Annotated in this window: 18 protein-coding genes and 4 riboswitches; of the genes, 12 read left to right on the top strand and 6 right to left on the bottom strand. The window is 64.6% G+C overall.

The features are described from left to right. Nucleotides 1-2: 2 nt before the first annotated feature. The 3 genes from J2W49_RS01860 to J2W49_RS01850 all read right to left on the bottom strand — a co-directional run bounded on the left by J2W49_RS01860 (nt 3) and on the right by J2W49_RS01850 (nt 2,344). Nucleotides 3-425 carry an acyl-CoA thioesterase gene (locus tag J2W49_RS01860; RefSeq protein WP_310311014.1) on the bottom strand — a complete coding sequence of 141 codons (423 nt, stop codon included), beginning with the start codon at nt 423-425 and terminating at the stop codon, nt 3-5. Next, nucleotides 422-1,384, bottom strand: a complete 963-nt coding sequence (locus tag J2W49_RS01855; RefSeq protein ID WP_310311012.1) for a DMT family transporter — start codon at nt 1,382-1,384, stop codon at nt 422-424. The genes J2W49_RS01860 and J2W49_RS01855 overlap by 4 nt, the downstream gene beginning before the upstream one ends. A 177-nt stretch (nt 1,385-1,561) precedes the next feature. Continuing rightward, the gene (locus J2W49_RS01850; protein ID WP_310311011.1) at nt 1,562-2,344 is read right to left on the bottom strand and encodes an SDR family oxidoreductase; all 783 of its coding nucleotides are present in this window, start codon (nt 2,342-2,344) and stop codon (nt 1,562-1,564) included. 192 nt (nt 2,345-2,536) lie between these two features. Between J2W49_RS01850 and J2W49_RS01845 the strand changes: the two genes are divergently transcribed. The 9 genes from J2W49_RS01845 (at nt 2,537) to J2W49_RS01805 (ending at nt 14,044) form a co-directional block, all read left to right on the top strand. Beyond that, complete coding sequence (locus J2W49_RS01845; RefSeq protein WP_310311010.1) at nt 2,537-4,222, top strand: electron transfer flavoprotein-ubiquinone oxidoreductase; 1,686 nt, start codon at nt 2,537-2,539, stop codon at nt 4,220-4,222. A gap of 143 nt (nt 4,223-4,365) precedes the next feature. Further along, complete coding sequence (locus tag J2W49_RS01840) at nt 4,366-5,685, top strand: TAXI family TRAP transporter solute-binding subunit (RefSeq protein ID WP_310311007.1); 1,320 nt, start codon at nt 4,366-4,368, stop codon at nt 5,683-5,685. Beyond that, the gene (locus J2W49_RS01835; RefSeq protein ID WP_310311005.1) at nt 5,682-6,983 is read left to right on the top strand and encodes an ABC transporter substrate-binding protein; all 1,302 of its coding nucleotides are present in this window, start codon (nt 5,682-5,684) and stop codon (nt 6,981-6,983) included. The genes J2W49_RS01840 and J2W49_RS01835 overlap by 4 nt, the downstream gene beginning before the upstream one ends. A 5-nt stretch (nt 6,984-6,988) precedes the next feature. After that, nucleotides 6,989-7,681: a nucleoside/nucleotide kinase family protein gene (locus J2W49_RS01830; RefSeq protein ID WP_405000965.1), complete on the top strand. Its 693-nt coding sequence runs from the start codon at nt 6,989-6,991 to the stop codon at nt 7,679-7,681. A gap of 91 nt (nt 7,682-7,772) precedes the next feature. Beyond that, a complete protein-coding gene (locus tag J2W49_RS01825; protein WP_310311000.1) occupies nt 7,773-8,300 on the top strand; it encodes a hypothetical protein in 528 nt (175 codons plus the stop codon). Nucleotides 8,301-8,327: 27 nt separating this feature from the next. Beyond that, nucleotides 8,328-8,427: riboswitch (glycine riboswitch) on the top strand. Between the two features lie 12 nt (nt 8,428-8,439). Next, nucleotides 8,440-8,552, top strand: a riboswitch (glycine riboswitch). A 65-nt stretch (nt 8,553-8,617) separates the two neighbouring features. Beyond that, the gene (gene gcvT / locus J2W49_RS01820) at nt 8,618-9,748 is read left to right on the top strand and encodes a glycine cleavage system aminomethyltransferase GcvT (protein ID WP_310310997.1); all 1,131 of its coding nucleotides are present in this window, start codon (nt 8,618-8,620) and stop codon (nt 9,746-9,748) included. A gap of 130 nt (nt 9,749-9,878) precedes the next feature. Continuing rightward, complete coding sequence (gene gcvH / locus J2W49_RS01815; protein WP_310310994.1) at nt 9,879-10,247, top strand: glycine cleavage system protein GcvH; 369 nt, start codon at nt 9,879-9,881, stop codon at nt 10,245-10,247. 271 nt (nt 10,248-10,518) lie between these two features. Further along, complete coding sequence (gene gcvP, locus J2W49_RS01810; protein ID WP_310310991.1) at nt 10,519-13,407, top strand: aminomethyl-transferring glycine dehydrogenase; 2,889 nt, start codon at nt 10,519-10,521, stop codon at nt 13,405-13,407. A 34-nt stretch (nt 13,408-13,441) separates the two neighbouring features. After that, entirely contained in the window at nt 13,442-14,044 is a 603-nt protein-coding gene (locus tag J2W49_RS01805) for a Crp/Fnr family transcriptional regulator (RefSeq protein WP_310310989.1), read from the top strand. A 26-nt stretch (nt 14,045-14,070) separates the two neighbouring features. Here the strand turns inward: J2W49_RS01805 and J2W49_RS01800 are convergent, their stop codons facing one another. Both J2W49_RS01800 and soxC read right to left on the bottom strand, forming a co-directional pair. Beyond that, nucleotides 14,071-14,688 (bottom strand): c-type cytochrome, encoded by a 618-nt coding sequence (locus J2W49_RS01800; RefSeq protein ID WP_310310986.1) that lies wholly within the window; start codon nt 14,686-14,688, stop codon nt 14,071-14,073. Further along, the gene (soxC, locus tag J2W49_RS01795) at nt 14,681-15,919 is read right to left on the bottom strand and encodes a sulfite dehydrogenase (RefSeq protein ID WP_310310983.1); all 1,239 of its coding nucleotides are present in this window, start codon (nt 15,917-15,919) and stop codon (nt 14,681-14,683) included. The genes J2W49_RS01800 and soxC overlap by 8 nt, the downstream gene beginning before the upstream one ends. Before the next feature lie 142 nt (nt 15,920-16,061). Further along, nucleotides 16,062-16,164: riboswitch (glycine riboswitch) on the top strand. Beyond that, nucleotides 16,165-16,274: riboswitch (glycine riboswitch) on the top strand. It abuts the riboswitch before it with no gap. 62 nt (nt 16,275-16,336) lie between these two features. Between soxC and J2W49_RS01790 the strand changes: the two genes are divergently transcribed. From J2W49_RS01790 to J2W49_RS01780, 3 genes are all read left to right on the top strand, one after another. Then, complete coding sequence (locus J2W49_RS01790; RefSeq protein WP_310310980.1) at nt 16,337-17,587, top strand: D-amino acid dehydrogenase; 1,251 nt, start codon at nt 16,337-16,339, stop codon at nt 17,585-17,587. 36 nt (nt 17,588-17,623) lie between these two features. Next, complete coding sequence (locus tag J2W49_RS01785) at nt 17,624-19,012, top strand: L-serine ammonia-lyase (RefSeq protein ID WP_310310977.1); 1,389 nt, start codon at nt 17,624-17,626, stop codon at nt 19,010-19,012. Between the two features lie 215 nt (nt 19,013-19,227). After that, a complete protein-coding gene (locus J2W49_RS01780) occupies nt 19,228-21,153 on the top strand; it encodes a B12-binding domain-containing radical SAM protein (protein ID WP_310310975.1) in 1,926 nt (641 codons plus the stop codon). A 24-nt stretch (nt 21,154-21,177) separates the two neighbouring features. Here the strand turns inward: J2W49_RS01780 and J2W49_RS01775 are convergent, their stop codons facing one another. Continuing rightward, nucleotides 21,178-23,847 (bottom strand): non-ribosomal peptide synthetase, encoded by a 2,670-nt coding sequence (locus J2W49_RS01775; RefSeq protein WP_310310972.1) that lies wholly within the window; start codon nt 23,845-23,847, stop codon nt 21,178-21,180. Nucleotides 23,848-23,909 lie beyond the last annotated feature (62 nt).

Raw genomic sequence — 23,909 nt, 5'->3', positions numbered from 1 at the left:
CGTCAGCCTTCGAGGTGGCGGCGCAACTTGTCAGGTATTGGTGCCGACTTTTGCTTGGGAAAATCCACCCACACGGTGGTGGCACCGCCCGATGCGTACACCGTGTCGGGGTCGTCCGCACGGCTGAGCGTGCACCAACTCTCGAAACTGCTGCGGCCGGTGTCGCTCACGTACATGATGGCGATCACATCGCCCGGAAACTCCAGCTGTTTGTGAAAGGTGCAGAAGGCGTTGACGATCACCGGGCCCTCGCCCAGTGGCTCGGGCACGCAGCCGATGCTGCGCATCCAGTCGATGCGGATGGTTTCCAGGTAGCGGAAGTACACCGTGTTGTTCACATGCCCCATGGCATCCATGTCGCCCCAGCGGATAGGAATGGTCATGCGGTGGACTTCGCGCTTCTTTTCGGGTAGTTCGAATTTCATCGGTGGGCCCGTATGGATGCCAGAATGCCGAGAACGAACAGCACAGAAGCCGCCCACTGCACGGGTGCAGGCCACTGGCCACTCCAGGCAAAGGTATAGATCAGGCCAAACACCGTCTCGCTGACGATGAGTTGGCCCGCGAGACTGGGGCTCAGCCGCCGGCTGGCCATGTTCCACAACACGGCAGCCACCCAGGCCGAGCCGATACCGGTGACGGCGCACACCGCCACAAACGGCCAGAAACCGGGACGCTGCACCATGTCGGCCCAGGCACTGCCCCAGAACATCCAGAGCACCAGCGCCCCCAGGCCGGCCGCCACACCCAGCCAGTTGGCCCACAGGGTGGAATTCACCTCCGGGTGTCGGCGCAGCCACGCAGCGTTCAGCAGGCCGAAAGCGGTCCAGCTGGCCATGGCGCACACGGCATAGACCAAGCCACGAAAGAGGTGGCCACTGCCGCCCTCACCCACTTCAGCCGCCGTGGCCTGCATCATCAGCGCCAGCCCCAGCGCGGTGAGCACAAGGGCAGGCGCCAGCGTCTTCCAGCGCAAGCCGGCGGGCTTGCCCAGCAACATGATGGCCAGCGGAATGGTGCCGATGATGAGCACCGGCAGGGCAGCGCCGGCGTCCGCAATGGCCAGCACAAGCAGCAGGTAGTAGCCGGTGTAACCCAGCAGACTCAAGCCCACGGCCGCGCTGGCCTGGCGCCAGCTGGGCAACCGCGCCGCCGCACCGCCCATGGCGCGTTGCTTGAACTGGGCCCAGGCGAGCAGCAGCACGCTGAAGACACCGCAGGCCACAAACCGCCCCACCGTGTAGTCGACCGAACTGAAGCCCGCCACAAGCAAGGGCGCAATGAAGGTCATGCCCCAGAACGCACCTGCCCCAAGCCCGGCCAGAATGCCCAGCCACATGCCGGGCGGCAAGCCCAGCGGACGATCGATCACCACACTGCTCATGTCAATTCAAGCAAGGAAAAAAAAAGACTCCAAACCAGACACCCCACCGGAGCGAAGTGCCTGAATCCAGAAACGCCAAGGAACCGGCTTCGCCGGGCCACAGGTGTTGCCCCTTGGGGGGTGACGCCGAAGGCGGCGCGGGGGGATGATCCCTGCGGCGCAGGTGGGGAGACAAAGCTAGACACCAAAGCCATCATCGGCGGCAATCACGGCGCCGTTGATGAAATGGCTCTCGTTTGCGCACAGCATCACCAGCAGGGCGTCCAGATCGGCTGGCTGTCCCACACGTTTGCGCGGCAACATGCCGATGAGCTTCTGTCCCTGCTCCGTCTGCCAGTGGTGGTGGTTGATCTCGGTGTCGATGTAGCCCGGGCAGATGGCGTTCACATTGATGCCATACCTGCCCCATTCCACCGCCATGGCCTTGGTCATCTGCACCACGGCGGCCTTGCTCATGCAGTAAACGCCGATTTGCGGCAACACCTTGAGACCGGCCATCGACGCGATGTTGACGATGCGCCCACCCACGAAAGTGCCTGGTGCAGCCCCCTTGGCCCGAGCCAGCATGCGCTTGCCCACCTCCTGGGCCACAAAAAAGGCGCCTCGGGTGTTGGTGTTGAAAATGAAGTCGTAGTCTTCTTCCGTCACATCCACCAGTCGCTGGGTGGTGCTCACCCCGGAGTTGTTGATCAGGATGTCGATGGCACCCACTTCGGTCTCGGCATGCGCCACCGCAGCCTTGACGGACGCCTGATCGGTCACATCCAGCGCAACGACGTGAGCATCCCCGCCATCGGCCTCGATGTGTGCCCGCAACGCCATCAGCCGGTCGGTTCGACGACTCGCCAGCACCACGGCAGCGCCTGCGCGCGCCAGCGTCTTGGCAAATTGTTCCCCCAGGCCGCCGGAAGCACCGGTGATCAGTGCCACCCGGCCAGAAAGATCGAGGCTGTAGGACATTAGAGAGGCTCCTCAAATATGCGCCCATGTGGCGAACGCGTGTTGGACGTGACAGTCATTGTGTCGCATCGACCACTAGAATCACAGTCAACCCCGCGATACGGTGAGGCTTGCTCACCGTTCTCCGGCGCTGGCGTCTCTTCATGGCGCCAACCAGCAGCGCCATGACAACCCACAGAGCGAGACCACGACATGTCCCCTGAAGAGATCCTCAGCACCTACGGCCCACGCGAAGCCATGGAATACGACGTGGTTGTGGTCGGGGGCGGCCCCGCAGGCCTGTCCACCGCCATTCGCCTGAAACAGCTGGCCGCAGAAAAAGGCAGCGAGATCAACGTGTGCGTGCTGGAAAAAGGCTCCGAGCCCGGCGCCCACATCCTCAGCGGTGCGGTCATGGACCCCAAGGCGATCACCGAGTTGTTCCCGAACTGGAAGGAACTGGGCGCTCCACTGAACCAGCCCGTGACTGGCGACGACCTGCTGGTGCTCAGCGAAACCGGTGCCACCCGCACGCCTGACTGGCTGATGCCGCGCAACTTCCACAACGACGGCTGCTATGTGATCAGCCTGGGCGCGGTCACCAAGTGGCTGGGGGAGCAGGCCGAAGCGCTGGGTGTGGAGATCTTCCCCGGGTTCAGCGCTGCCGAAGTGCTCTACAACGATGACGGTTCGGTCAAGGGCGTGGCCACCGGCAACCTGGGTGTGGGCAAGGACGGCGAGCCTTCCGACAGCTTCCAGATCGGCATGGAACTGCATGCCAAATACACGGTGTTTGCCGAAGGCGCGCGTGGTCATCTGGGCAAGCAGTTGCTGGCGAAGTTCAAGCTCACCGAAGGCAAGGACGCGCAGACCTACGCCATCGGCATCAAGGAACTTTGGGAGATCCCGGCCGACAAAGCCAAGCCGGGCCTGGTGGTGCACACCGCCGGCTGGCCCATGGACGCGGACACCTTCGGTGGCGGCTTCCTCTATCACCTGGAAGGCAACAAGGTCACGCTGGGCCTGGTGGTGGGGCTGGACTACCAGAACCCCTGGATGTCGCCGTTCGAAGAAATGCAGCGCTGGAAGACACACCCCAGCATCAAGGCCCACATCGAAGGCGGCAAACGCCTGGGTTATGGCGCGCGCGCGCTGAACAACGGCACGCCGCAGGCCCTGCCCAAGCTGACTTTCCCCGGCGGCGCGCTGGTGGGCTGCAATGCCGGCTTCCTGAACGCCGCGCGCATCAAGGGCAGCCATGCGGCCATCAAGAGCGGCATGCTCTGTGCCGAAGCGGCCTTTGAGGCGGTGACGGCCGGGCGCAGCAGCGACGAACTCAGCGCCTTCACGCAGAAGTTCGAAAAGAGCTGGCTGCATGAAGAGCTGTGGACGTACCGCAACTTCAAGAACTGGTTCAAGAAGAGCCCGCTGCTGGGCAAGCTCATGACCGGCGTGGAGCACTGGTTCCTGCCCAAGGTGGGCGTGAGCAGCCCGCCCTGGACGCTGCACAACACCACCCCTGACCACGTGAAGCTTCGCCCGGCGGCCGAGATGCCGAAGATCAGCTACCCCAAGCCCGATGGCGTGCTCACCTTCGACAAGCTCTCCAGCGTGTTCGTGTCCAACACCAACCACGAAGAACATCAGCCGGCGCACCTCACGCTCAAGGACGCAAGCGTGCCGGTGCAGATCAACCTGGCGAAGTACGCCGGCCCCGAGAGCCGCTACTGCCCCGCTGGCGTGTACGAATTCGTGAAGAATGAAGACAACACCGACCGCCTGCAGATCAACGCGCAGAACTGCGTGCATTGCAAGACCTGCGACATCAAGGACCCGACGCAGAACATCGTGTGGGTCACACCCGAAGGGGGCGGTGGCCCCAACTACGCGGGCATGTGAAGCTCCTCACCCGTCAAAAAAGACCGCCATGTGCGGTCTTTTTTTTGCCCCGCATCTGCTGCACCTGCGCCACACCACGCCAAAAGTCCATTGCGAAACATAACCTTGATTTATTCTGTGACACCCGTGCCCTGTGGAAACCCATGAATTCTGCTGCCCTGTACCAACACCGCTGGCTGATGATCCGCCTGCCATTGGCGGTGTTGGCATTGGCGCTGGCCAGCTTGGTGTGGGTCAGGCTGTATCCCATGCCGCCCACCCAGCTGACGATCAGCACGGGCCTGGCCGATGGGGCTTACCAGTTTTACGCCAACCGTTACGTGGAAGCTTTTTCCCGTAGGGGGATCGAGTTGACCGTGCTGGCGTCAGAGGGCTCGACCCAGAATCTGGAGCGCCTGCAAAGCGATCCACCCCAAACCGATCTGGCGCTGGTGCAAGGTGGGTATGGCTGGTCATCGCCGATGAGTGAGTCCAGCCAGCAGGATGGCGTGCAGACGCTTGCCAGCGTCGATATCGAAGCCTTGTGGCTGTTCAGCCGCAACCCACCCATCCGCTCATTGCTGCAACTCAGCGGTCTGCGGATCGCGGCCGGTCCCGAACGCAGCGGGCACCGCGTGCTCTTGCAAAGGTTGCTGATGCAGCAGCGCATCGGGCTGGACGAGCTGATCTGGTCGGACCTGAGCGGGCAGGCCGCGAACGAGGCGTTGACGCGCGGCGAGATCGACGCCGTTTTCATGGTGGCGTCGCCAAGCTCGCCTGGGGTGCTGGCACTGCTGCGCAACCCGGCGTTGACGCTGGCCACCCTGGAGCGCACCACGGCCATCGCCGAGCGCAACAACTACTTGGAAAGCCGCTTGCTGCCGCAAGACGGCCTGGGCGCCAACCTGCCGCCTTCTGACACACCCATGCTGACCACACCGGCGCACTTGCTGGTCAGGCAGGACCTGGACCCCGCGCTAAAGCGCATGGCCACTGCCGTCGCGATGGAAGTGCACGGAAAAGCCGGCGCCTTTCACCGGGCGGGCGAGTTTCCGTCGTTGAGGTCGAGCGATTTTCCGTCGGCCCCCGAGGCGAGGCAGGTGCTGTTGCGCGGCCTCGGGCCGATGGAGAGTGTGTTGCCCTTCTGGTGGGTTCAGGTGCTGCAGCGTCTACTGATCATCTGTGTGCCCTTGCTGTTGCTCACCGTCGCGCTGTTCCGCATGGTGCCTGCCTGGGTGCGCTGGCGCCTGGAAAGCCGCATCACGCGCTGGTACGGCGAGTTGAAATTCATCGAGAACGACCTGATCAACAAGAACGTGGATGTCGGAGGCATGGAGCTGAGCCGCATCAACGGGCGCCTGCGCGAAATGGATCAGGCCATCGGGTCCTTGAAGCTGCCGAAAGAACTTGCTCAACGCTGGTACACCCTGCACCAGCATGTGGACTTCGTCCGCTCGCGCATCCGGGGGTACCGCGGCCGATGAAGCTCCTGCTGCTCTACCGCCGCCGCTGGTGGCTGCTCTACCTCCCCATCGTGCTCTCGCTGGGCTTGCTGCTCGCGGTGGTGGCACGGGTGTGGGACCCCTTGCCGCCCACCAGGATCGTGATCGGGACCGGCCCGGCCCAGAGCAGCTATCTGAAGCTGGCACGTGCTTACGCCAACCGACTGGAACACCTGGGTCTGGCGGTGGACATCGTCACACACCCCCGCCCGCAGGATCCGTTGCATCGCATGGCAGAGGGCGATCCTTCCATCGACGTCACCTTCGCGCAAGGGCTGTACGCAGCACAGACCAACGGCGTGCAGGCGCTGTCGGTGGTGGGACACGAAATCATCTGGGTGGTGGCCCAGCGAAGCATCGAACACATCGACCAGTTGCGGGGAAAGCGCATTGCGACATCGGTGCAGGACTCGTCAAATCGTCTGGCAGCCAACCTGCTGCTGGCCCATCTGCGCATCAACGGGGACGAAGTCAAGCTCACAGACCATGTGGGAGACGAGGCCCTGACTGCACTGGCCAGCGGCGAAGTGGATGCCGTGATTCACGTGGCCACAGGGGACTCACAGACCGCCAATGCCCTGGTGCGAATGGACAATGTGCGCATTCTGGGCATTGAACGTGCGGGTGCGCTGGCCGCCCGCGAACCCAATCTGCGCGCGGTGATCATGCCCCAGGGGTCGATCGAACTGCGCAGCAACCTGCCCGCATCCGACCTGCCCACCATGGTCACCCTGACCCATCTGCTGGTTCGTCCTGGCCTGCATCCTGCCGCGCAGCGGGCGCTGCTCGATGTGGCGGGCGAGCTGCATGTGATGGCGGGTTTTCTGGAAAGGCAAGGGATGTACCCCACCACCCTGGGCAGCGACTTCGCAGTCTCGCCCACGGCGCTGCGGCATGCCCAGGGCCTGCGTCCGTGGATGGAGACACTGCTGCCCTTCCGCGCAGCGCAGTGGACCCAGCTGTGGCTGTTTGCGGTGCTGCCCATCGTGTTGCTGGGCGGCCTGTTGCTGTGGCGTGCGCCCCGCTACATCGAATGGCGGGTCGACGCCGCGCTGCAGCACTTCTACGGCGACCTGAAGTTTCTTGAGCAAGACATGTCCAGCATCACCGCCACCGATCCTGCCGCGATGCGCGCGGCGCTCTCCCGGCTGGACTTCCTTGAACGGCAGGTGGCCAACATGGAGCTGCCTGACCGCTTCGCCGACCGCTGGTACACCCTGCGTGAGCACCTACAGCACGCGCGTGACCGACTCATGGCCTTGCGCAATGGCGGCGCATAGCCCCCATGCGCAGCACGGAGGGTCATCCAGTGAGCGACAACACACAAGTGCCGTGCCTCCACCCTGAGCTGCTGCAGCGCCTGCACGCACTCAGCGCCGGTCCGCGCCGCCTGCTAGGGCTGGTCGCACCACCCGGTGCAGGCAAGTCGACCCTGGCGGCACTGCTGGTGCAGGCCCTCGGGCAGCGGGCGCAGGCCGTGCCCATGGACGGATTCCATCTGGCCCAGATCGAACTCCTGCGACTGGGCCGCACCCAACGCAAGGGCGCCCCTGACACTTTTGACGCTGCCGGCTATGCAGCGCTGTTGCAGCGGTTGCGCCACCAGGGCCATGACGAGGTGGTCTATGCGCCGGATTTCCGACGGGAGATCGAAGAACCCGTGGCAGGCGCGCTGCCGGTGTTTCCCCACACGCCCCTGGTGATCACCGAGGGCAACTACCTGCTGCTCGATGAATCACCCTGGCAGGCGGCCGCCGCCGCACTGGACGAAGTCTGGTACCTGCAGGTAGACAGCGCGCTGCGGCTGGAGCGCCTGGCGGCCCGTCATGTGCAGTTCGGGCGCAGCCGTGAAGCCGCACTGGACTGGATCGCCCAGAGCGACGAGCCCAATGCCCGCCGGGTGGAGGCCAGCATGCACCGGGCGCACCGCCGCGTGTCTTGCGACGAGACCTCGCAGACCTACCATTTCCTGGCCTGACGCCCTGGCACCTCCATCGGCAACCGTCATTCATGACGGTGACATATGCAGGACACACACTCGGCAAATCGTTGTTGGAGTCGTGAATTCAATGTTGATCAAGACCGAAAAAGGTCGGCAAGAGCTGCGCCCAGGGAACCGGACCCTGGGGCAGCGCGAGCGCACCTTGTTGCTCCTGGCCGATGGCCGGCAGAGCGAGTCAAAGATGGCCGAGCTGATGCAGGGTGATGGCCGCCGCCTGCTCAACCAGTTGCTGGCCCAGGGATACCTGGAGCGGCGACACCCTGCCGGCACAGCCGCGCTCACGCCAGGCGCATCCAGTCCTGCCGGGCAGCGGGCAGTCGCTCACGGCGAGTCCTTCAGCGGTGCGCGCTCGCTGGCTTCGGCCCGCATGTTCCTGTTTGACATCAGCGAACGGCTGTTCGCCCCCCGTGACAAGGCCCTGGCCAGCCACCACCGCCAGGCCCTGCGCGAAGCCCGGGACCCGCAGGCGATGCTGGTGGCGGGGCGAGCCCTGATTGCCGACGTGGAGCGCCTCGCCGGCAGCGAGCGCGCGGACGGCATCAGCGAACGCTTTGCCAAGCTGCTGCCCGATCATCTGCTCGACAACGTGGAATGAGTTCCGCGACGCGGCGATTCCGTTAAACTCAGCCCATCAGGAGAGCGCTCCCCCGAGGAGCCGCCGAAGGCGCAGGAGGTCGATCAACCGGCCCTGAACGCTCAGGCAAAAGGACTGATGACCACCAGCCGCAAGGCCGGTGTTCCCCACTGGAGAGAGGTCGCCCACCACCTGGTGCAGGCGATCCACCGAAGGAGCAAATGCGGCATCGTCCACATGAATCTCTCAGGTAGAGCGGACAGAGGGGCAGACACGGATGAACCGTGAGACCCGTCTGCGGGTTCTGCCTCCATTTCAATCGCCATTGAAAGCCTGCCGTGCCACCTCTCGACGCCGAACTGCTTCAGACCCCGCTACACGCCCTGCACCTTGAACTGGGTGCCCGCATGGTGCCGTTTGCCGGCTACAGCATGCCGGTGCAGTACCCGATGGGCGTGCTGCAGGAACACCACCACACGCGCGCATCGGCCGGCCTGTTCGACGTGTCCCACATGGGGCAGCTCAGGTTGATCGGTGAAGACGCTGCGTCGGCCTTCGAAACCTTGATGCCGGTGGATGTTGTCGACCTTCCAGTGGGCAAACAGCGGTATGGGCTGCTGCTCAACGAATCCGGCGGCATCATCGACGACCTGATGCTCGTCAACCGGGGCGAAGACATATTTGTCATCGTCAACGGCGCCTGCAAGGTGGGCGACATCGCCCACATTCAGGCCACCATCGGCGCCCTCTGCAAGGTCGAGCATCTGCATGATCGCGGCCTGCTCGCGCTGCAGGGGCCAAAGGCCGTGGAGGCGCTGCAGCGCCTGATACCGGGCGTGGAAAGACTGGTGTTCATGACCGGCGCTGCCTTCGCGTGGGAGGGTGCCGACCTGTTCATCACCCGCAGCGGCTACACGGGCGAAGACGGCTTCGAGATCTCGGTGCCCGGCAAACACGCTGAGTTGCTGGCCCGAGCCCTGCTCGCGCAGCCCGAAGTGAAACCCATTGGCCTGGGTGCGCGCAATTCGCTTCGCCTGGAAGCCGGCCTGTGCCTGTATGGCAACGACATCGACACGACCACCACACCGGTGGAGGCCGCACTCACCTGGGCCATGCAAAAGGTGCGCCGCACCGGTGGTGCGCGCGCCGGGGAATTCCCGGGCAGCGACACCGTGCTCGCGCAACTCGATGGCGCCCAGCCTCTGACCCGCCAGCGCGTGGGGCTGGTGGCGCTGGAACGCGTTCCTGTGCGTGATCACACCGAGCTGCAGAACCTGCAGGGTGACACCATCGGCGAAGTCACCAGCGGCCTGCTCGGCCCCACGGCCGACAAGCCAGTGGCCCTGGGGTACGTGACCCCGGTGCATGCCCCCGTGGGCACCCGGGTGCACGCCATCGTGCGTGGCAAGGTGGTGCCCATGGAAGTGGTGGCGCTGCCCTTCGTGCCCAACCGTTATCACAGGGGATGACCCCCTGCGCCGCTTCGCGTCCGCCCCCTGAAAGGGGAACGCCACCAGCAGCCCGGCAAAGCCGGTTCTGCGGTGGCTCTGGACCAGAAAACCACCCTCGCTCTCAACCTCCCCTTTTACTGGAGAACCCATGACGACCAAGTACACCGAAGACCACGAATGGATCACCGTGGAGGGCGACATCGCCACCGTCGGCATCACCACCCATGCGCAAGACGCCCTGGGCGACGTGGTTTTTGTTGACCTGCCCGAAGTGGGCAAGACCTTTGCCCAGAAGGACGTGGCTGGCGTGGTCGAGTCCGTAAAGGCTGCGGCCGATGTGTACATGCCAGTCAGCGGCGAAGTCACGGAAGTCAACGAAGCTCTGCGTGCCGACCCATCGCTCGCCAACAGCGATCCGCTCGCTGCCGGCTGGTTCTTCAAGATCAAGCTCTCGGACGCATCCCAGGTGGACACCCTGCTCGACAAGACCGCTTACGACGCCTTCGCTGCAGGGTGAGAGTGAGCACCCCCGCCGCGCTGCGCGCGACCCCCTCAAGGGGGCTGAGGGCCGCGGCTCCAGGCCTGCCTGCGCAGGCCTGGACAGCCCGAAGAAGCCCCGTCTCTGGCGGGGCTGCGGCCTGCAAGGCATACCAGTGGCCCGGCAAAGCCGGTTCCACGGTATCTCTGGAACAAGGCATTTCACGCCGGAGCAATGGATGTCTCCCTAGCGTCGCTTCGCGCCGCCCCTCTTCAAGAACCGCAGATCAACATCTCCCTTAAGGCAAGCCATGCTGATGCCCGCCGTCAAACCCCTGGGTGAACTCGAAAACCCCAGCGAATTCATCGCCCGCCACATCGGTGTCAGCGAAGCCGATGAAGCCCACATGCTGTCCGTCATCGGCGAGGCTTCGCGCCGTGCCCTGATCGACAGCATCGTGCCGCGCAGCATCGCGCGCAGCGTGGTGATGGACCTGCCCCCAGCGGTGACCGAGGCCGCCGCGTTGGCCGAACTCAAATCCATCGCCAGTCAGAACCAGGTGCTCAAGAGCTTCATCGGGCAGGGCTACCACGGCACGCACACGCCAGGCGTGATCCTGCGCAACGTGCTGGAGAACCCCGCCTGGTACACCGCCTACACCCCCTACCAGGCTGAGATTTCCCAGGGCCGCATGGAGGCACTGGTGAACTTCCAGACGATGGTCACCGACCTCACCGGCATGGCCATCGCCAACGCCTCCATGCTCGACGAAGCCACGGCCGCCGCAGAGGCCATGACGCTGGCCATGCGATCGGTCAAGAGCAAGAGCAAGGTGTTTGTGGTGTCGGGCTACTGTCACCCGCAAACCATCGAGGTCATCCGCACCCGCGCGGCACCTCTGGGTATCGAAGTGGTGGTGACAACAAACGCCGAACAATGGAACGCCGCGCTGGCGGCAGAACATTTTGCGGCTTTGGCGCAGTACCCAGCCAGCATGGGTTCCATCGAAGACCTCAGCGCCTATGCGGACCAAACCCACGCCCGTTCCGGCGCCTTCATCGTCGCCGCCGACCTGCTCGCACTGACCCTGCTCAAGCCGCCGGGCGAGATGGGCTCGGACATCGTGGTCGGCACCACCCAGCGCTTCGGCATGCCCATGGGCGCCGGCGGCCCCCATGCCGCCTACATGGCCTGCCGCGACGAATACAAGCGCAGCCTGCCAGGCCGCCTGGTGGGTGTGAGCGTGGACAAGCACGGCAACCCTGCTTACCGGCTGGCGCTGCAGACGCGCGAGCAGCACATCCGCCGCGAAAAAGCCACGTCCAATATCTGCACTGCGCAGGTGCTGCCCGCGGTGGTGGCCAGCATGTACGCCGTGTATCACGGGCCGCAGGGCTTGAAGCGCATTGCGCAGCGCGTGGCCGCTTACACCGCCGTGCTGGCGCAGGGCCTGCAAAGCCTGGGCCACACGCTGCGCAAGCGCACCGCCTTTGACACGCTGTGCGTGCTCAGCGGCCCACAGACCGATGCGCTGCTGGCACGAGCGCGTGCAGCTGACATGAACCTGCGCCGCGTGTGCGCCGAATCGTTGGCGATCACGCTCGACGAAACCACCACGCGCGAAGACATTGCGAAGCTGTGGTCGGTGTTCGCAAATGACGGCCAGGCACGGCCCACGTTCGAGGCCTTCGAGAAAGGCATCGAGCCGCTGATCCCCACCGAACTGCGCCGCACCAGCGACTTCCTCACCCACCCGGTGTTCAACACCCACCACAGCGAAACGGGCATGCTGCGCTACATCCGTGCCCTGTCCGACAAGGACCTGGCGCTGGACCGCAGCATGATCCCGCTGGGCAGTTGCACCATGAAGCTCAACGCCACCAGCGAGATGATCCCCATCACCTGGCCCGAGTTTGCGAACGTGCACCCCTTCGCCCCGGCCGACCAGTTGCAGGGCTACAAAGTGCTGGATGAACAACTGCGCGCCTGGCTGTGCGAGGCCACGGGTTATGCCGGCATCAGCCTGCAGCCCAATGCAGGCTCCCAGGGCGAATACGCCGGACTGCTGGCCATCAAGGCCTTCCACGCTTCGCGCGACGAAGCCCACCGAAACATCTGCCTGATCCCCAGCAGCGCGCACGGCACCAACCCAGCCAGCGCGCAGATGGTGGGCATGACGGTGGTGGTGACCAAGTGCGACGACAACGGCAACGTGGACATGGCCGACCTGAAGGCCAAGTGCGAACAGCACAGCGCCAACCTGGCGGCGGTGATGATCACCTACCCCAGCACGCACGGTGTGTTCGAGACCACCGTGAAAGAGCTGTGCGCCCTGGTGCATGAACACGGCGGACGCGTGTACGTGGACGGTGCCAACATGAACGCGCTGGTGGGCGTGGCCGCGCCCGGCGAGTTCGGCGGCGACGTGAGCCACCTGAACCTGCACAAGACCTTCTGCATTCCGCACGGCGGTGGTGGCCCTGGCGTGGGCCCGGTGTGTGTCGTGGAAGACCTGGTGCCTTTCCTCCCCGGCCATGAAACGGCAGGTATTCGCGGTGGCGTGGGGGCAGTGAGCGCGGCTCCTTTGGGCAATGCCGCTGTGCTGCCCATCAGCTGGATGTACATCCGCATGATGGGCGCCGACGGCCTCAAGCACGCAACCGAAACCGCCATCCTCAGCGCCAACTACATCAGCAAACGCCTGGCCGACCATTACCCCACACTGTACGCGTCGGCCAACGGTCACGTGGCGCACGAGTGCATCCTGGACCTGCGCGGCCTGAAGGAAACCAGCGGTGTGATGGCCGAAGACGTGGCCAAGCGCCTGATGGACCACGGCTTCCATGCGCCCACGCTGAGCTTCCCGGTGGCCAACACCTTGATGGTTGAACCCACCGAGAGTGAAACGCTAGAAGAGCTGGACCGTTTCATTGACGCCATGATCGCCATCCGCGAAGAGATCCGGCTGATCGAAAACGGCACCTGGCCACAGGACGACAACCCGCTCAAGAACGCGCCTCACACCGCCGTCAGTCTGATGAAGGCGGAGTGGCTTCACCCGTATTCGCGCGAGGACGGGGCGGCCAGCACCTCCACCCGGGCCAATGCGAAATACTGGCCGCCGGTGGGCCGGGTGGACAACGTCTATGGTGACCGCAATCTGTTCTGCAGTTGCGTGCCAGTGGGCGAGGCCGAATGATCTGCTGTCGAATCGCCTCTCATTGAGAAACACCATGGCGACACCCGCTACCGGTGCCTGCTCCATCTGCCAGCCGCCCGAACTGGCGATGTTGGTCCAGTCCGAGCCCGGTCTGGCCGCTCGCTGGGCTGCGCTGCCACGCCGCCGGTTCGCTGCGGGCACGCTTGTTCAGCACGCTGGCGAAGCGAGCACGCTCTGCTGGCAATTGCAAAGCGGCGTGGTGCGCCTGTTCTACCTGAACGAACAGGGTACCGAGCGCAACCGGTCTTTCCACGGTGCCGGCAGCTGGGTGGCTGGCAGCATGCCGCCGCTGGTGCTGCCCAGCCCCTACGCCATCGAAGCCCTGGCAGTGACCGAAGCCGTCGAGCTGAGCTACGCCACACTGCAGCAGTGGCAGCTCAGCTTTCCCCGCATCCAGCCCCTGCTGGAAGAGGCCCTGGGCTACCAGTTCCGTCAACACGCCCAGCGCGAGGCCGAACTCTTGAGCGAACCGCCAGAAGCCCGCTACCAGTCTTTCCTGGCCACCCAGGGCGAACTGGCCCAGCGCCTGCCTCTGCACCATGTGGCGAGCTACCTGGGCATATCGCCGGTCTCGCTCTCACGCATCCGCGCGCGTCTGGGCATGCTGAATACCTGAGCCTTGCGCTTCTGCGGAATTCAGGTTCAATCCTGCGGGGGCCAGGCACTCAATGTTCTGGCATGCCCCGGCATGACCACCTGCGGCAGGTTCTGCTGGTTCACCACAGCGCTGCGGTCCAGCAGGCCGTTCATGAACAGCAACTGAGCAGTGATCGCATAGACCTCGTCGTTGCTCAGGCTCTTGGGCGCATGGGGCGGCATGGCCCGGCGCACGTAGTCGAACACCGAGGTGGCGTAGGGCCACATCGCGCCCACCGACAGCACATGCAAAGGGTACTTGCGCACCCGCAGTGGTCGGAAAGGGTCGCTCCAGGCGATCCAGCCGTCCCTACCTGCCAAGCGCGCAGCCGGTCCCTCGGTGCCGCTTGCGCCGTGGCAGGCTACACAGTGCAGCTGATACAGCCGAGCGCCCTGCTCCACACTGCCCTGCCCCGGCGGCAGATTGCGGCCATCCGGAAACACGGTGATGGCATATCGCTCAACTTCTTCCGCCGGCATTCTCTGCCCCAGTCCGATGATGGGCGGCGACTGAACATCGGCCGCCCAGACGCTGCCTGACACACACAGGATGCCTGCGACTGCCATGTACCGAAGATGCGGGCCCCAGTCGGTCGGTGCGTTGGCGTATTGGCCTTCACGCATACACGTTCTCCACCCGACCGTCCGTGCGCACGCGCCAGGCCTGAACCGCGTTGTAGTGGTTGAAGGAGTGCATGGCGTAGCGCCGCTTCCATTCACTGCGCAGGGGCTGGACCTTGCCATGCTCGTCGGTGGCGCGGCTCATCAGCACGGCCGACTGTCCCGTCCATTGCCACGGCAAGCTGAACCGCGTGAAAGCGCGGTCCAGCACCGGCGCATGCAATTGAGCAACGACCCACGACCGGCCGCCATCGACCGACACCTCGACGCGGGCGATGCGGCCCCGACCCGACCAGGCCAGTCCGGAAATCTCGTAAAAACCATGAGGCTCCAGAAGGGTCTGGCGCCCTGAAGGATTGGTAATGACCGACTTCACCTCCATGTGAAACGCGAAGCGTTCGATACGACCATCGGCCAGCACCTGGGTGTACAGGCCGGACTCGTCCTTGGTGAAGGCCGGCCGATCGGTCACTTCCAGGCGGTGCAGCCACTTCACGTTCACGTTACCTTCCCAGCCGGGCATGAACAGGCGCATCGGATAGCCCTGGGAAGGACGCAACCTCTCCCCGTTCTGAAACAGCGCCACCAGGGCGTCCTTCAGCAAGGCCTCTAGCGGCAGGCTGCGGCTGTGTGAACCGGCATCGGCCCCTTCGACCACCACCCATTGCGCACCCTCCTTCAGGCCCGCTTCGTGCAGCAAATACGACAGCGGCACCCCGGTCCATTCCGCGCAAGACACCTCACCCGCCAGTTCGCCGAGCGATTCGTCCAGGGCGGTTGGCGACAAGGCGTTGGCCGCCGAGTTGCCGGCGCATTCCAGGAAGTGCACCCGACTGACCATGGGGTAGCGCATCAGCCGCTCCAGATCAAAACGCAATGGCTTGTTCACCAGGCCGTGTATGCGCAACGCGTGTCGCTCAGGCGCGATGTCGGGCACACCGTTGTGGTGGACCGCGAAATGAAGCCCGTTCGGCGTGACGATGCCATGCTGATGCTGCAGCGGCGTGCGCCACACCGGGAAGCCGGACTGGGTGGACAGCGTGCGTTGCACATGGGCCTCGTGGGACGATGGCTGGCCGTAGGGCACGTCGGCTCCGCCCGGCTGAACCATGGCCGCCGGCAGGCGCGCGGACAGCTTGTCTGCGGCCTGCGCTCCCGCGCCGGTGACCCCGGCAGCCATGGCACCCAGAAAGGTCCTGCGGGCCATGGCGACCCGGTTGTCCTCAACAAACATTCTTCGACTCCGTCAAGCAGCGGCACCCATCGGCCGCCACGGCAGTGTTGCTGCGCGAGCGGGAATGCGCATTAACAGCTGTTAATTCGTCAGCACGGTTTTTGAAAGGCACCCACCGGTGCGGGGAATGGCTAGAATCGCCAGCAGTCGATCGGGAGAGACCGACTTCGCGCAAGGCCGCGAAGCTCGGCGCCGAAGGAGCAACCGCCCCGGAAACTCTCAGGCAAAAGGACCGGTCGACGCGCTACACACACTCTGAAGAGTGGCCGGGATTCGTCTCCCGGCCCACCGCAGGAGCAAGCCCTACCGCAATGGCAGGGGGCGAATCTCTCAGGTCCCAAACAGAGGGGGTCATGGCCCGCACACGGTGTGCGGGTTGTGTCCTCCCACGTTTGACGACTTTCTCCGAGAGATTCCATGACACACCTCATCGTCATTGGCGGCGGCATCACCGGCGTCACCAGCGCTTACACCCTGGCCCGGCAGGGTCACCAGGTCACCCTGATTGAAAAGCACCGCTACGCGGGCATGGAAACCAGCCATGCCAACGGCGGTCAGCTATCAGCCTCCAACGCCGAAGTCTGGACCCACCCCAGCACGCTGATCAAGGGCCTGAGATGGATGCTCAAGGCCGACGCGCCACTGCTGGTCAACCCCAAGCCTTCCTGGCACAAGCTCAGCTGGTTTGCCGAGTTCGTGGCCAACATCCCGAAGTACCGTGACAACACCGTGGCCACCGCCAAGCTGGCTGTGGCGGCGCGCGAACACCTGTTCGGCTGGGCCGAAGCGGAGGGCATCGACTTCGACCTCAAGCGCGAAGGCATCCTGCACATCTACCGCGACCGCGCCGGCTTCGAACATGCGGGTGAAGTGTCGAAGCTGCTGGCAGAAGGCGGTCTGCCGCGTCGCGCGGTGACGCCGGAGGAAATGCGCGCCATCGAGCCCACACTGCAGGGCGAGTACTTTGGCGGCTACTTCACCGAGAGTGACAGCACCGGCGACATCCACAAATTCACCCACGGCCTGAGCCTGGCTTGCGAACGCCTGGGTGTGAAGCTGCTGACCGGTCACACCGTGACGCGCGTACAAAGCACGGACCAGACTGCCCAGGTGACGCTGCAAAACGGCGAAGTGTTGAGTGCCGATGCGGTGGTGGTGTGCGCAGGTGTGCACAGCCGCGCGTTGGGCGCACAGCTCGGCGACCGGCTCAACGTGTACCCGGTCAAGGGTTATTCCATCACCGTGATGCTGAACGACGAAACCAGCCAGGCCGCCGCACCGCGGGTGAGCCTGCTCGATGACGAAACCAAGCTCGTCACCAGCCGGCTGGGTGCCGACCGTTTCCGCGTGGCGGGCACGGCCGAGTTCAACGGCTTCAACCTGGACATCCGCGCCGACCGCATCCGCCCGCTGGTGGACTGGGTGAACCGCTGTTTCCCCGGTGTGAGCACGCGCCGCGTGGAACCCTGGGCCGGCCTGCGCCCCATGATGCCCAGCATGCTGCCGCGCGTGGGTGCCGGTCGCCGCGCCAACGTCTTCTACAACACCGGCCACGGCCACCTGGGCTGGACACTTTCCGCCATCACGGCGCACCAGCTCACCCATCACGTGGCACAGTGGCAGCACCCACAGGCAAGCCGTGCCACGCTGCGATCTGCCACGGCTTGAGCCACCACAAACACATCACAACAACCAGGAGACACCATGGCCATTTCGGCATTTGATCTGTTCAAGATCGGTATCGGGCCCAGCAGCTCACACACCGTGGGGCCCATGCGGGCCGCGCGGCTGTTCGTGGGCGGCCTGCAGTCCCATGGGCTGCTGGCACAAGTGGCCAGGGTGCACTGCGGGCTTTATGGTTCGCTGGGGGCAACCGGCAAGGGCCATGGCAGCGACCAGGCCGTGCTGCTGGGTCTGTGCGGGCACGACCCGGAGACCGTACCCATCGACGCGGTGAAACCCACCATCCACACCATCCGAAGCACCGGGCGCATCCCGCTGCTGGGCGAACGCGCCGTGGACTGGAACGACCGCGAAGACCTGTCCTTTTTTCGCCAGACCCTGCCCTTCCACGCCAACGGCATGCGCCTGAGCGCCTGGGACGCCGGCGGCGCGCTGCTGGCCGAGCGCACCTACTACTCGGTGGGTGGCGGCTTCATCGTGAGTGAAGAGGTGGCGGCCGACGGCAGCAAGCAAAAGGCGATTGCGCCCGACACCACCGAGCTGCCCATCCCCTTCCGCTCAGGCGATGAGCTGCTGCAGCGCTGCCAGGCACACGGCCTGTCGATCGCCGGGGTGATGCTGGCCAACGAACGCCACTGGCGCAGCGAGCCTGAGGTGCGATCTGGTCTGTTGCGCATCTGGGAGGTGATGCAGGCCTGTGTGGTGCGCGGCTGCAGCACCGACGGCGTGCTCCCAGGCGGCTTCAAGGTCAAGCGCCGTGCGCACCAACTGCACCAGGACCTGCTCGCCCACCCGGAAAAGGCCTTGACCGATCCGCTGGCCGTGCTCGACTGGGTCAACCTCTACGCGCTCGCGGTGAACGAAGAAAACGCCGCCGGAGGCCGCGTGGTCACCGCACCCACCAACGGCGCGGCCGGCATCGTACCGGCGGTGCTGCACTATTACCGCCGCTTCGTGCCCGGCGCCACCGACGACGGCGTGGTCGACTTCCTGCTCACTGCAGCGGCCATCGGCATTCTCTACAAGGAAAACGCCAGCATCAGCGGCGCGGAAGTGGGCTGCCAGGGCGAAGTGGGCGTGGCCTGCTCCATGGCCGCTGCGGCCCTGTGTGCGGTGATGGGTGGCACACCCGAGCAGGTGGAGAACGCCGCCGAGATCGGCATGGAACACCACCTGGGCCTGACCTGCGACCCCGTGGGCGGCCTGGTGCAGATCCCCTGCATTGAACGCAACGCGATTGCATCGGTCAAGGCCATCAACGCCGCGCGTATGGCGCTGCGTGGCGATGGCACCCATTTTGTGAGCCTGGACAAGGTGATCAAGACCATGCGCGAGACCGGCGCCGACATGAAGACCAAGTACAAGGAGACGTCGCGGGGAGGTCTGGCCGTCAATATCGTGGAGTGTTGACTACCCCCGCGCAGGGATTGACTACCCCCCGCGCCGCCTTCGGCGTCACCCCCCTGCAAGGGGGCGGTTCCTGTGGCCCGGCGAAGCCGGTTCCACGGCACCTCTGGATTGGGGGCACGCATGCCGGAAGCATATTGGCGGGGGATCTTCTTGGCGACCGCGCCCTGCCTTGCTTCTTGGGCTAAGCTCATTGCTTCTCCCCATTGCCACGCTCCATGACATCCGATTTCCGCGTCTTGAGCCTCATCCCGCCGATGACGCAGCTCAACACGCCCTACCCTTCCACCGCCTATCTCACAGGATTCCTGCGCTCGCGTGGTGTGGATGCGGTGCAGGCGGATCTGGCGCTGGCGCTGGTGCTCAAGCTGTTCACGCCGGCCGGGCTGGAAGCAGTGCGTGGGCAGGCGTTGGAACTGCCCGAGCGAGACCGCACCGGCAGCGTGCATGCCTTCCTGGACCAGTTCGACACCTACCGCGCCACCATCGGGCCGGTGATCCGCTTTCTGCAGGGCCGAGATTCCACCCTCGCCCATCGTATTGCCGCGCGCGGTCTGCTGCCTGAAGGCCTTCGCTTTGCGGCGCTGGATGCCTATGAAGATGACGGCAGCGGTGATCCGCTGGCCTGGGCTTTTGGCGCACTGGGCGTGCAGGACAAGGCCCGCCATCTGTGCACCCTGTTCCTGAACGACCTGGCCGACGTGCTGCGCGACGCGGTGGACGAACGATTCGAGTTCGTTCGCTACGCCGAATCGCTGGCCAGCAGCCAGCCCACTTTTGACCCCTTGGCCCAGGCACTGGCCGCACCGCCCACGCTGGTGGACCGGTTGCTGCAGGACCTGACGCTGGCCGCACTGGAACAGCACCGGCCCGCGCTGGTGCTGCTGTCAGTACCGTTCCCGGGGTCGGTGTACGCGGCGCTGCGCATCGCGCAAACCATCAAGATGCACAACCCCATGATCAGCGTGGCGCTGGGCGGCGGTTTTGTGAACACCGAACTGCGCGAGCTGAGCGACCCTCGCCTGTTCGACTTCGTGGACTACGTGACCCTGGATGCGGGCGAACGCCCGGTGCTGGCGCTGATGGAGCATCTGCGTGGCCAACGCTCCCGGCAGCGTCTGGTGCGCACCTTCGTGCGTAACGACGAAGGCCTGGTGCAATACATCCACCTCGGCGAACCCGACATTCCGTTTGAGGACGTGGGCACCCCCACCTGGGACGGTCTGCCGCTGGACCACTACCTGAGCCTGCTCGACATGCTCAACCCCATGCACCGGCTGTGGAGCGACGGGCGCTGGAATAAACTCACCGTGGCCCATGGCTGTTACTGGAAAAAATGCAGCTTCTGCGACGTGAGCCTGGACTACATCGGCCGCTACGAAACCGCCACCGCCGCCACGCTGGTCGATCGCATCGAGGCCATCGTGAATGAAACCGGCCAGACCGGCTTCCACTTCGTGGATGAGGCCGCACCGCCCAAGGCCCTGAAGGCGCTGGCCGAAGAACTCATCCGCCGCCAGTTGAACATTTCCTGGTGGGGCAACATCCGCTTCGAAAAAACCTTCACGCCCGAACTGGCCGAACTGCTCGCGCAAAGCGGCTGCATCGCCATGAGCGGTGGCCTGGAAGTGGCCAGCGACCGGTTGCTCACATTGATGAAAAAAGGCGTGTCTGTGGAACAGGTGGCCCGCGTGACGAAAGGCTTCAGCGACGCGGGCATTCTGGTGCACGCCTACCTGATGTACGGCTTTCCCACCCAGACCCTGCAGGACACGGTGGATGCGCTGGAGTACGTGCGCCAGCTGTTCGAACACGGCTGCATCCAGAGCGGCTTCTTCCACCGCTTCAGCTGCACCGTGCATTCGCCGGTGGGCTTGAACCCGGCCGAATACGGCATCGAACTGATCCCATTGCCACCGGTGAGTTTTGCCAAAAACGACATCGGTTTCATCGACCCCACCGGGGTGGACCACGACGCACTGGGCGTCGGCCTGCGCAAGGCTATCTACAACTATATGCACGGCCTGTGTGTGGAAGACGATGTGCGCCGTTGGTTTGACCACCTGCCGCAGCAGGTGCCGCGCTCCACCGTCAAGCGCAATCGTCTCGCCAAGGCGCTGGCCCGGCCGGGCCTTCACGTCTGAACGATCAGGCCAGCGGGGCAACGATCAACGCGTCAAGCGCTCGGACTGAAGAAGGGATTCCGTCAGCGCATGCGCAAGGGTGGCAACGTTCTGCGGCTCAAAAAGGGTGAGGTGCTCTCCGGAGATAAAGACGATGTTCAGCCCACCGCCGGCAAGGCAAGCCCAACCATAGTCATCCGGACGCTCGACCTTGTCGCTGATCATCGAGGTTTTGAAAAGGGTGATGCGTCCCTGGTAAGGCGGGGGGCGGTAGGCCTGCATGGCACGCCAGTTTTCCTGGCGCACCTGCACGCGGCGCAGATCGCTGTAGGGCGGCGCCGGACCGCTGCGTTGCGCGGCCCTGGTTTCCGCCTTCACCCGGCGGTTGGTCCGAATCCCTTCGATCAAACGGTCCATCACCCGCTTCAGCCGGCGCCCGACCGGCTCGGCCGAGTTCTGTCGCCAAAAGACTCCCAGCCGCTCCATCAGCGTGTAGAACCGCGCCGGGGCGACCGGGTTGTGGGTGTCGAAGAGGCCCACGAATTCAACTGCGTGGCCTTCCCGGGTCAACTGGATGGCCATTTCATGCGCCACCACGCCGCCGAACGAGTATCCGGCAAGGCGGTAAGGCCCGTGCGGCTGGACGGCCCGCAGGCTGCGGATGTAGCCTGCCGCCGTTTCCTCGATGCTGGAATATTCGACAGGACCGCTGCTACCAAGCTCCAGCGACTCGATGGCATGCAGCGGGATTTCCGGTGGCATCAACGCCGCGAGACTGCGGTAGAACAGAACCCCGCCATCACCACCGTGGATACAGAACAGAGGGGTGTCCTCGCCACCAGAGGCGAGCGTGACGACATTGCCCTTGCCCGGAATCGGAGGGTTTTCGACCGACTTATCTTCGTCCGGTGGGGACAAGACGCGGGCGAGACCTTCGATCGTGGGATGCTGGAGCAAGGTGGCCAGCGGCAGCGATCGGTCGAACTCGCTGTGGATCCGGGCAAACATCCGCAGGGCCATCAGCGAGTGGCCGCCGAGAGCGAAAAAGTCATCGTCGCGGTTGATGTCCGCGATGTCGAGCAACTCACGCCAGATCACCGCGAGCCGCTCTTGCGTCTCTCCAACGGGCGGTGCCGCTGGTCTCGTCACAGTCTCGCGCCGGGTTCTCGCTGGGTCAGGCAGGGCAGATACCTGAATCTTGCCGTTCGCATTGAGTGGGAACGATTCGATGATGCCGACGGCGTCGGGTCGCATGTAGGCCGGCAACCGGGCCTCGAGGAACGCTGTCAGATCGGCCTCAAGAAGGTTGACGCGCTCGCGAAGCGTGACCCAGGCGAAGATGCGTTTGCTTTCCGCGCTTTCCCCACGCACGGCGACCCTGGCCTGGCGGACGTCCGGGTGGCTGGCGAGAAGGAGTTCGATTTCACCGAGTTCGACCCGGAAGCCACGGACTTTCACCTGATGGTCACCACGACCGAGAAACTCGATGGTGCCGTCGCTCGCCCGGCGACAGCGATCGCCGGTGCGATAGAGCCTGCCGAACTCGGGATGGAAGATGAACTTTTCCGCGGTGAGTTCGGGCGCGCCGTGGTAGCCGATGGCCAGACCGTCTCCGCCGGTGCAAAGCTCGCCCGGCATGCCAACCGGGACCGGTCTGAGCGCGTCATCCAACAGATGTACCGTGGTGTTGGCGATCGGTTTGCCGATCGGGATCGAGGGTTTGTTCAGATCCGCCAGGGTGATGGTGTGGCAGGTGGTGAACGTGGTGTTTTCGGTGGGTCCGTAGCCGTTGATCAACCGGGTGTCTGGCAGAACCTCCAGCGCCTGACGCACATGGAGAGGGGACAGGACATCGCCTCCCGACAGTAGATAGCGCAGCCCTTTGAGAGCCTCAGGGCTTGTGTCCATCATCAGTTGAAACAAGCCGGACGTGAGCCAAAGTGTGGTGACGCCGTGTTCGCAGACCGCCGAGGCGATTTCCGCGATGCCCGGGCCGTTGGGCAGCAGGACCAGGCGGCCGCCGTTGAGCAGCGGGCCCCAGATCTCGAGAAGCGATGCGTCGAAAGACACCGGCGCGGCTTGCAGGAAGACGTCGTCAGGCGTGATGGTGAGGAAGTTCTGATTCCTGACCAACCGCACCACGCCACGATGGGCAAGCAGGACGCCCTTGGGCCGTCCGGTGGAGCCTGAGGTGAAAAGCAGATGCGCCGGATGCTCCGCCGTCAGCGGGATCTCCGGAAGCTCTGCCGGGGCGCTCACCTGGCCTGTTGCGGGGATCGGGATGATCTTCCCCCTCCACCCCGGCGGATAGTAGGCCTGACAACCCGTCGTCGCGAGGCCGATGGACGCACCACAGTCCTCCAGCAGCAGCGCGAAGCGGTCCCTGGGATAGCTGGGGTCGATCGGCACGCAGCAGCCACCAGCAAGCAGGATGGCGAGGAATCCAACGATCATTTCCGGTGAAGAGCGCGAACTGATCGCGATCAAATCGCCGGGAGCAACACCGGCATCGCGCAACTGCAGCGCGAGCTGGCTCGCCTCCGAATGCAACTGGAAATACGTGAGCGAACGCACACCGGAACGCAGCGCCTCGCCTTCCGGGAAACGGCGCGCTGTCTCCAGGAAAAGCCCGCCGATGGTCGCCTCTCTCGGGTAGGCAGTGGTGATACCTCCCCAATCCCCGACGAGCCTGGATTCTTCCGCTTCAGTGAACATTTCCGGTCAATCGATGGGTTTCCAAGAATGCTCCGCGAAATCTCCCGTGGCTTATCGGCTCG

Source organism: Hydrogenophaga palleronii, from assembly GCF_031457455.1.
In the GTDB taxonomy this organism is placed as follows: domain Bacteria; phylum Pseudomonadota; class Gammaproteobacteria; order Burkholderiales; family Burkholderiaceae_C; genus Hydrogenophaga; species Hydrogenophaga palleronii_A.
Note: the sequence above shows the minus strand (reverse complement) of the source record. Positions and strands in the feature narration are given on the sequence as shown.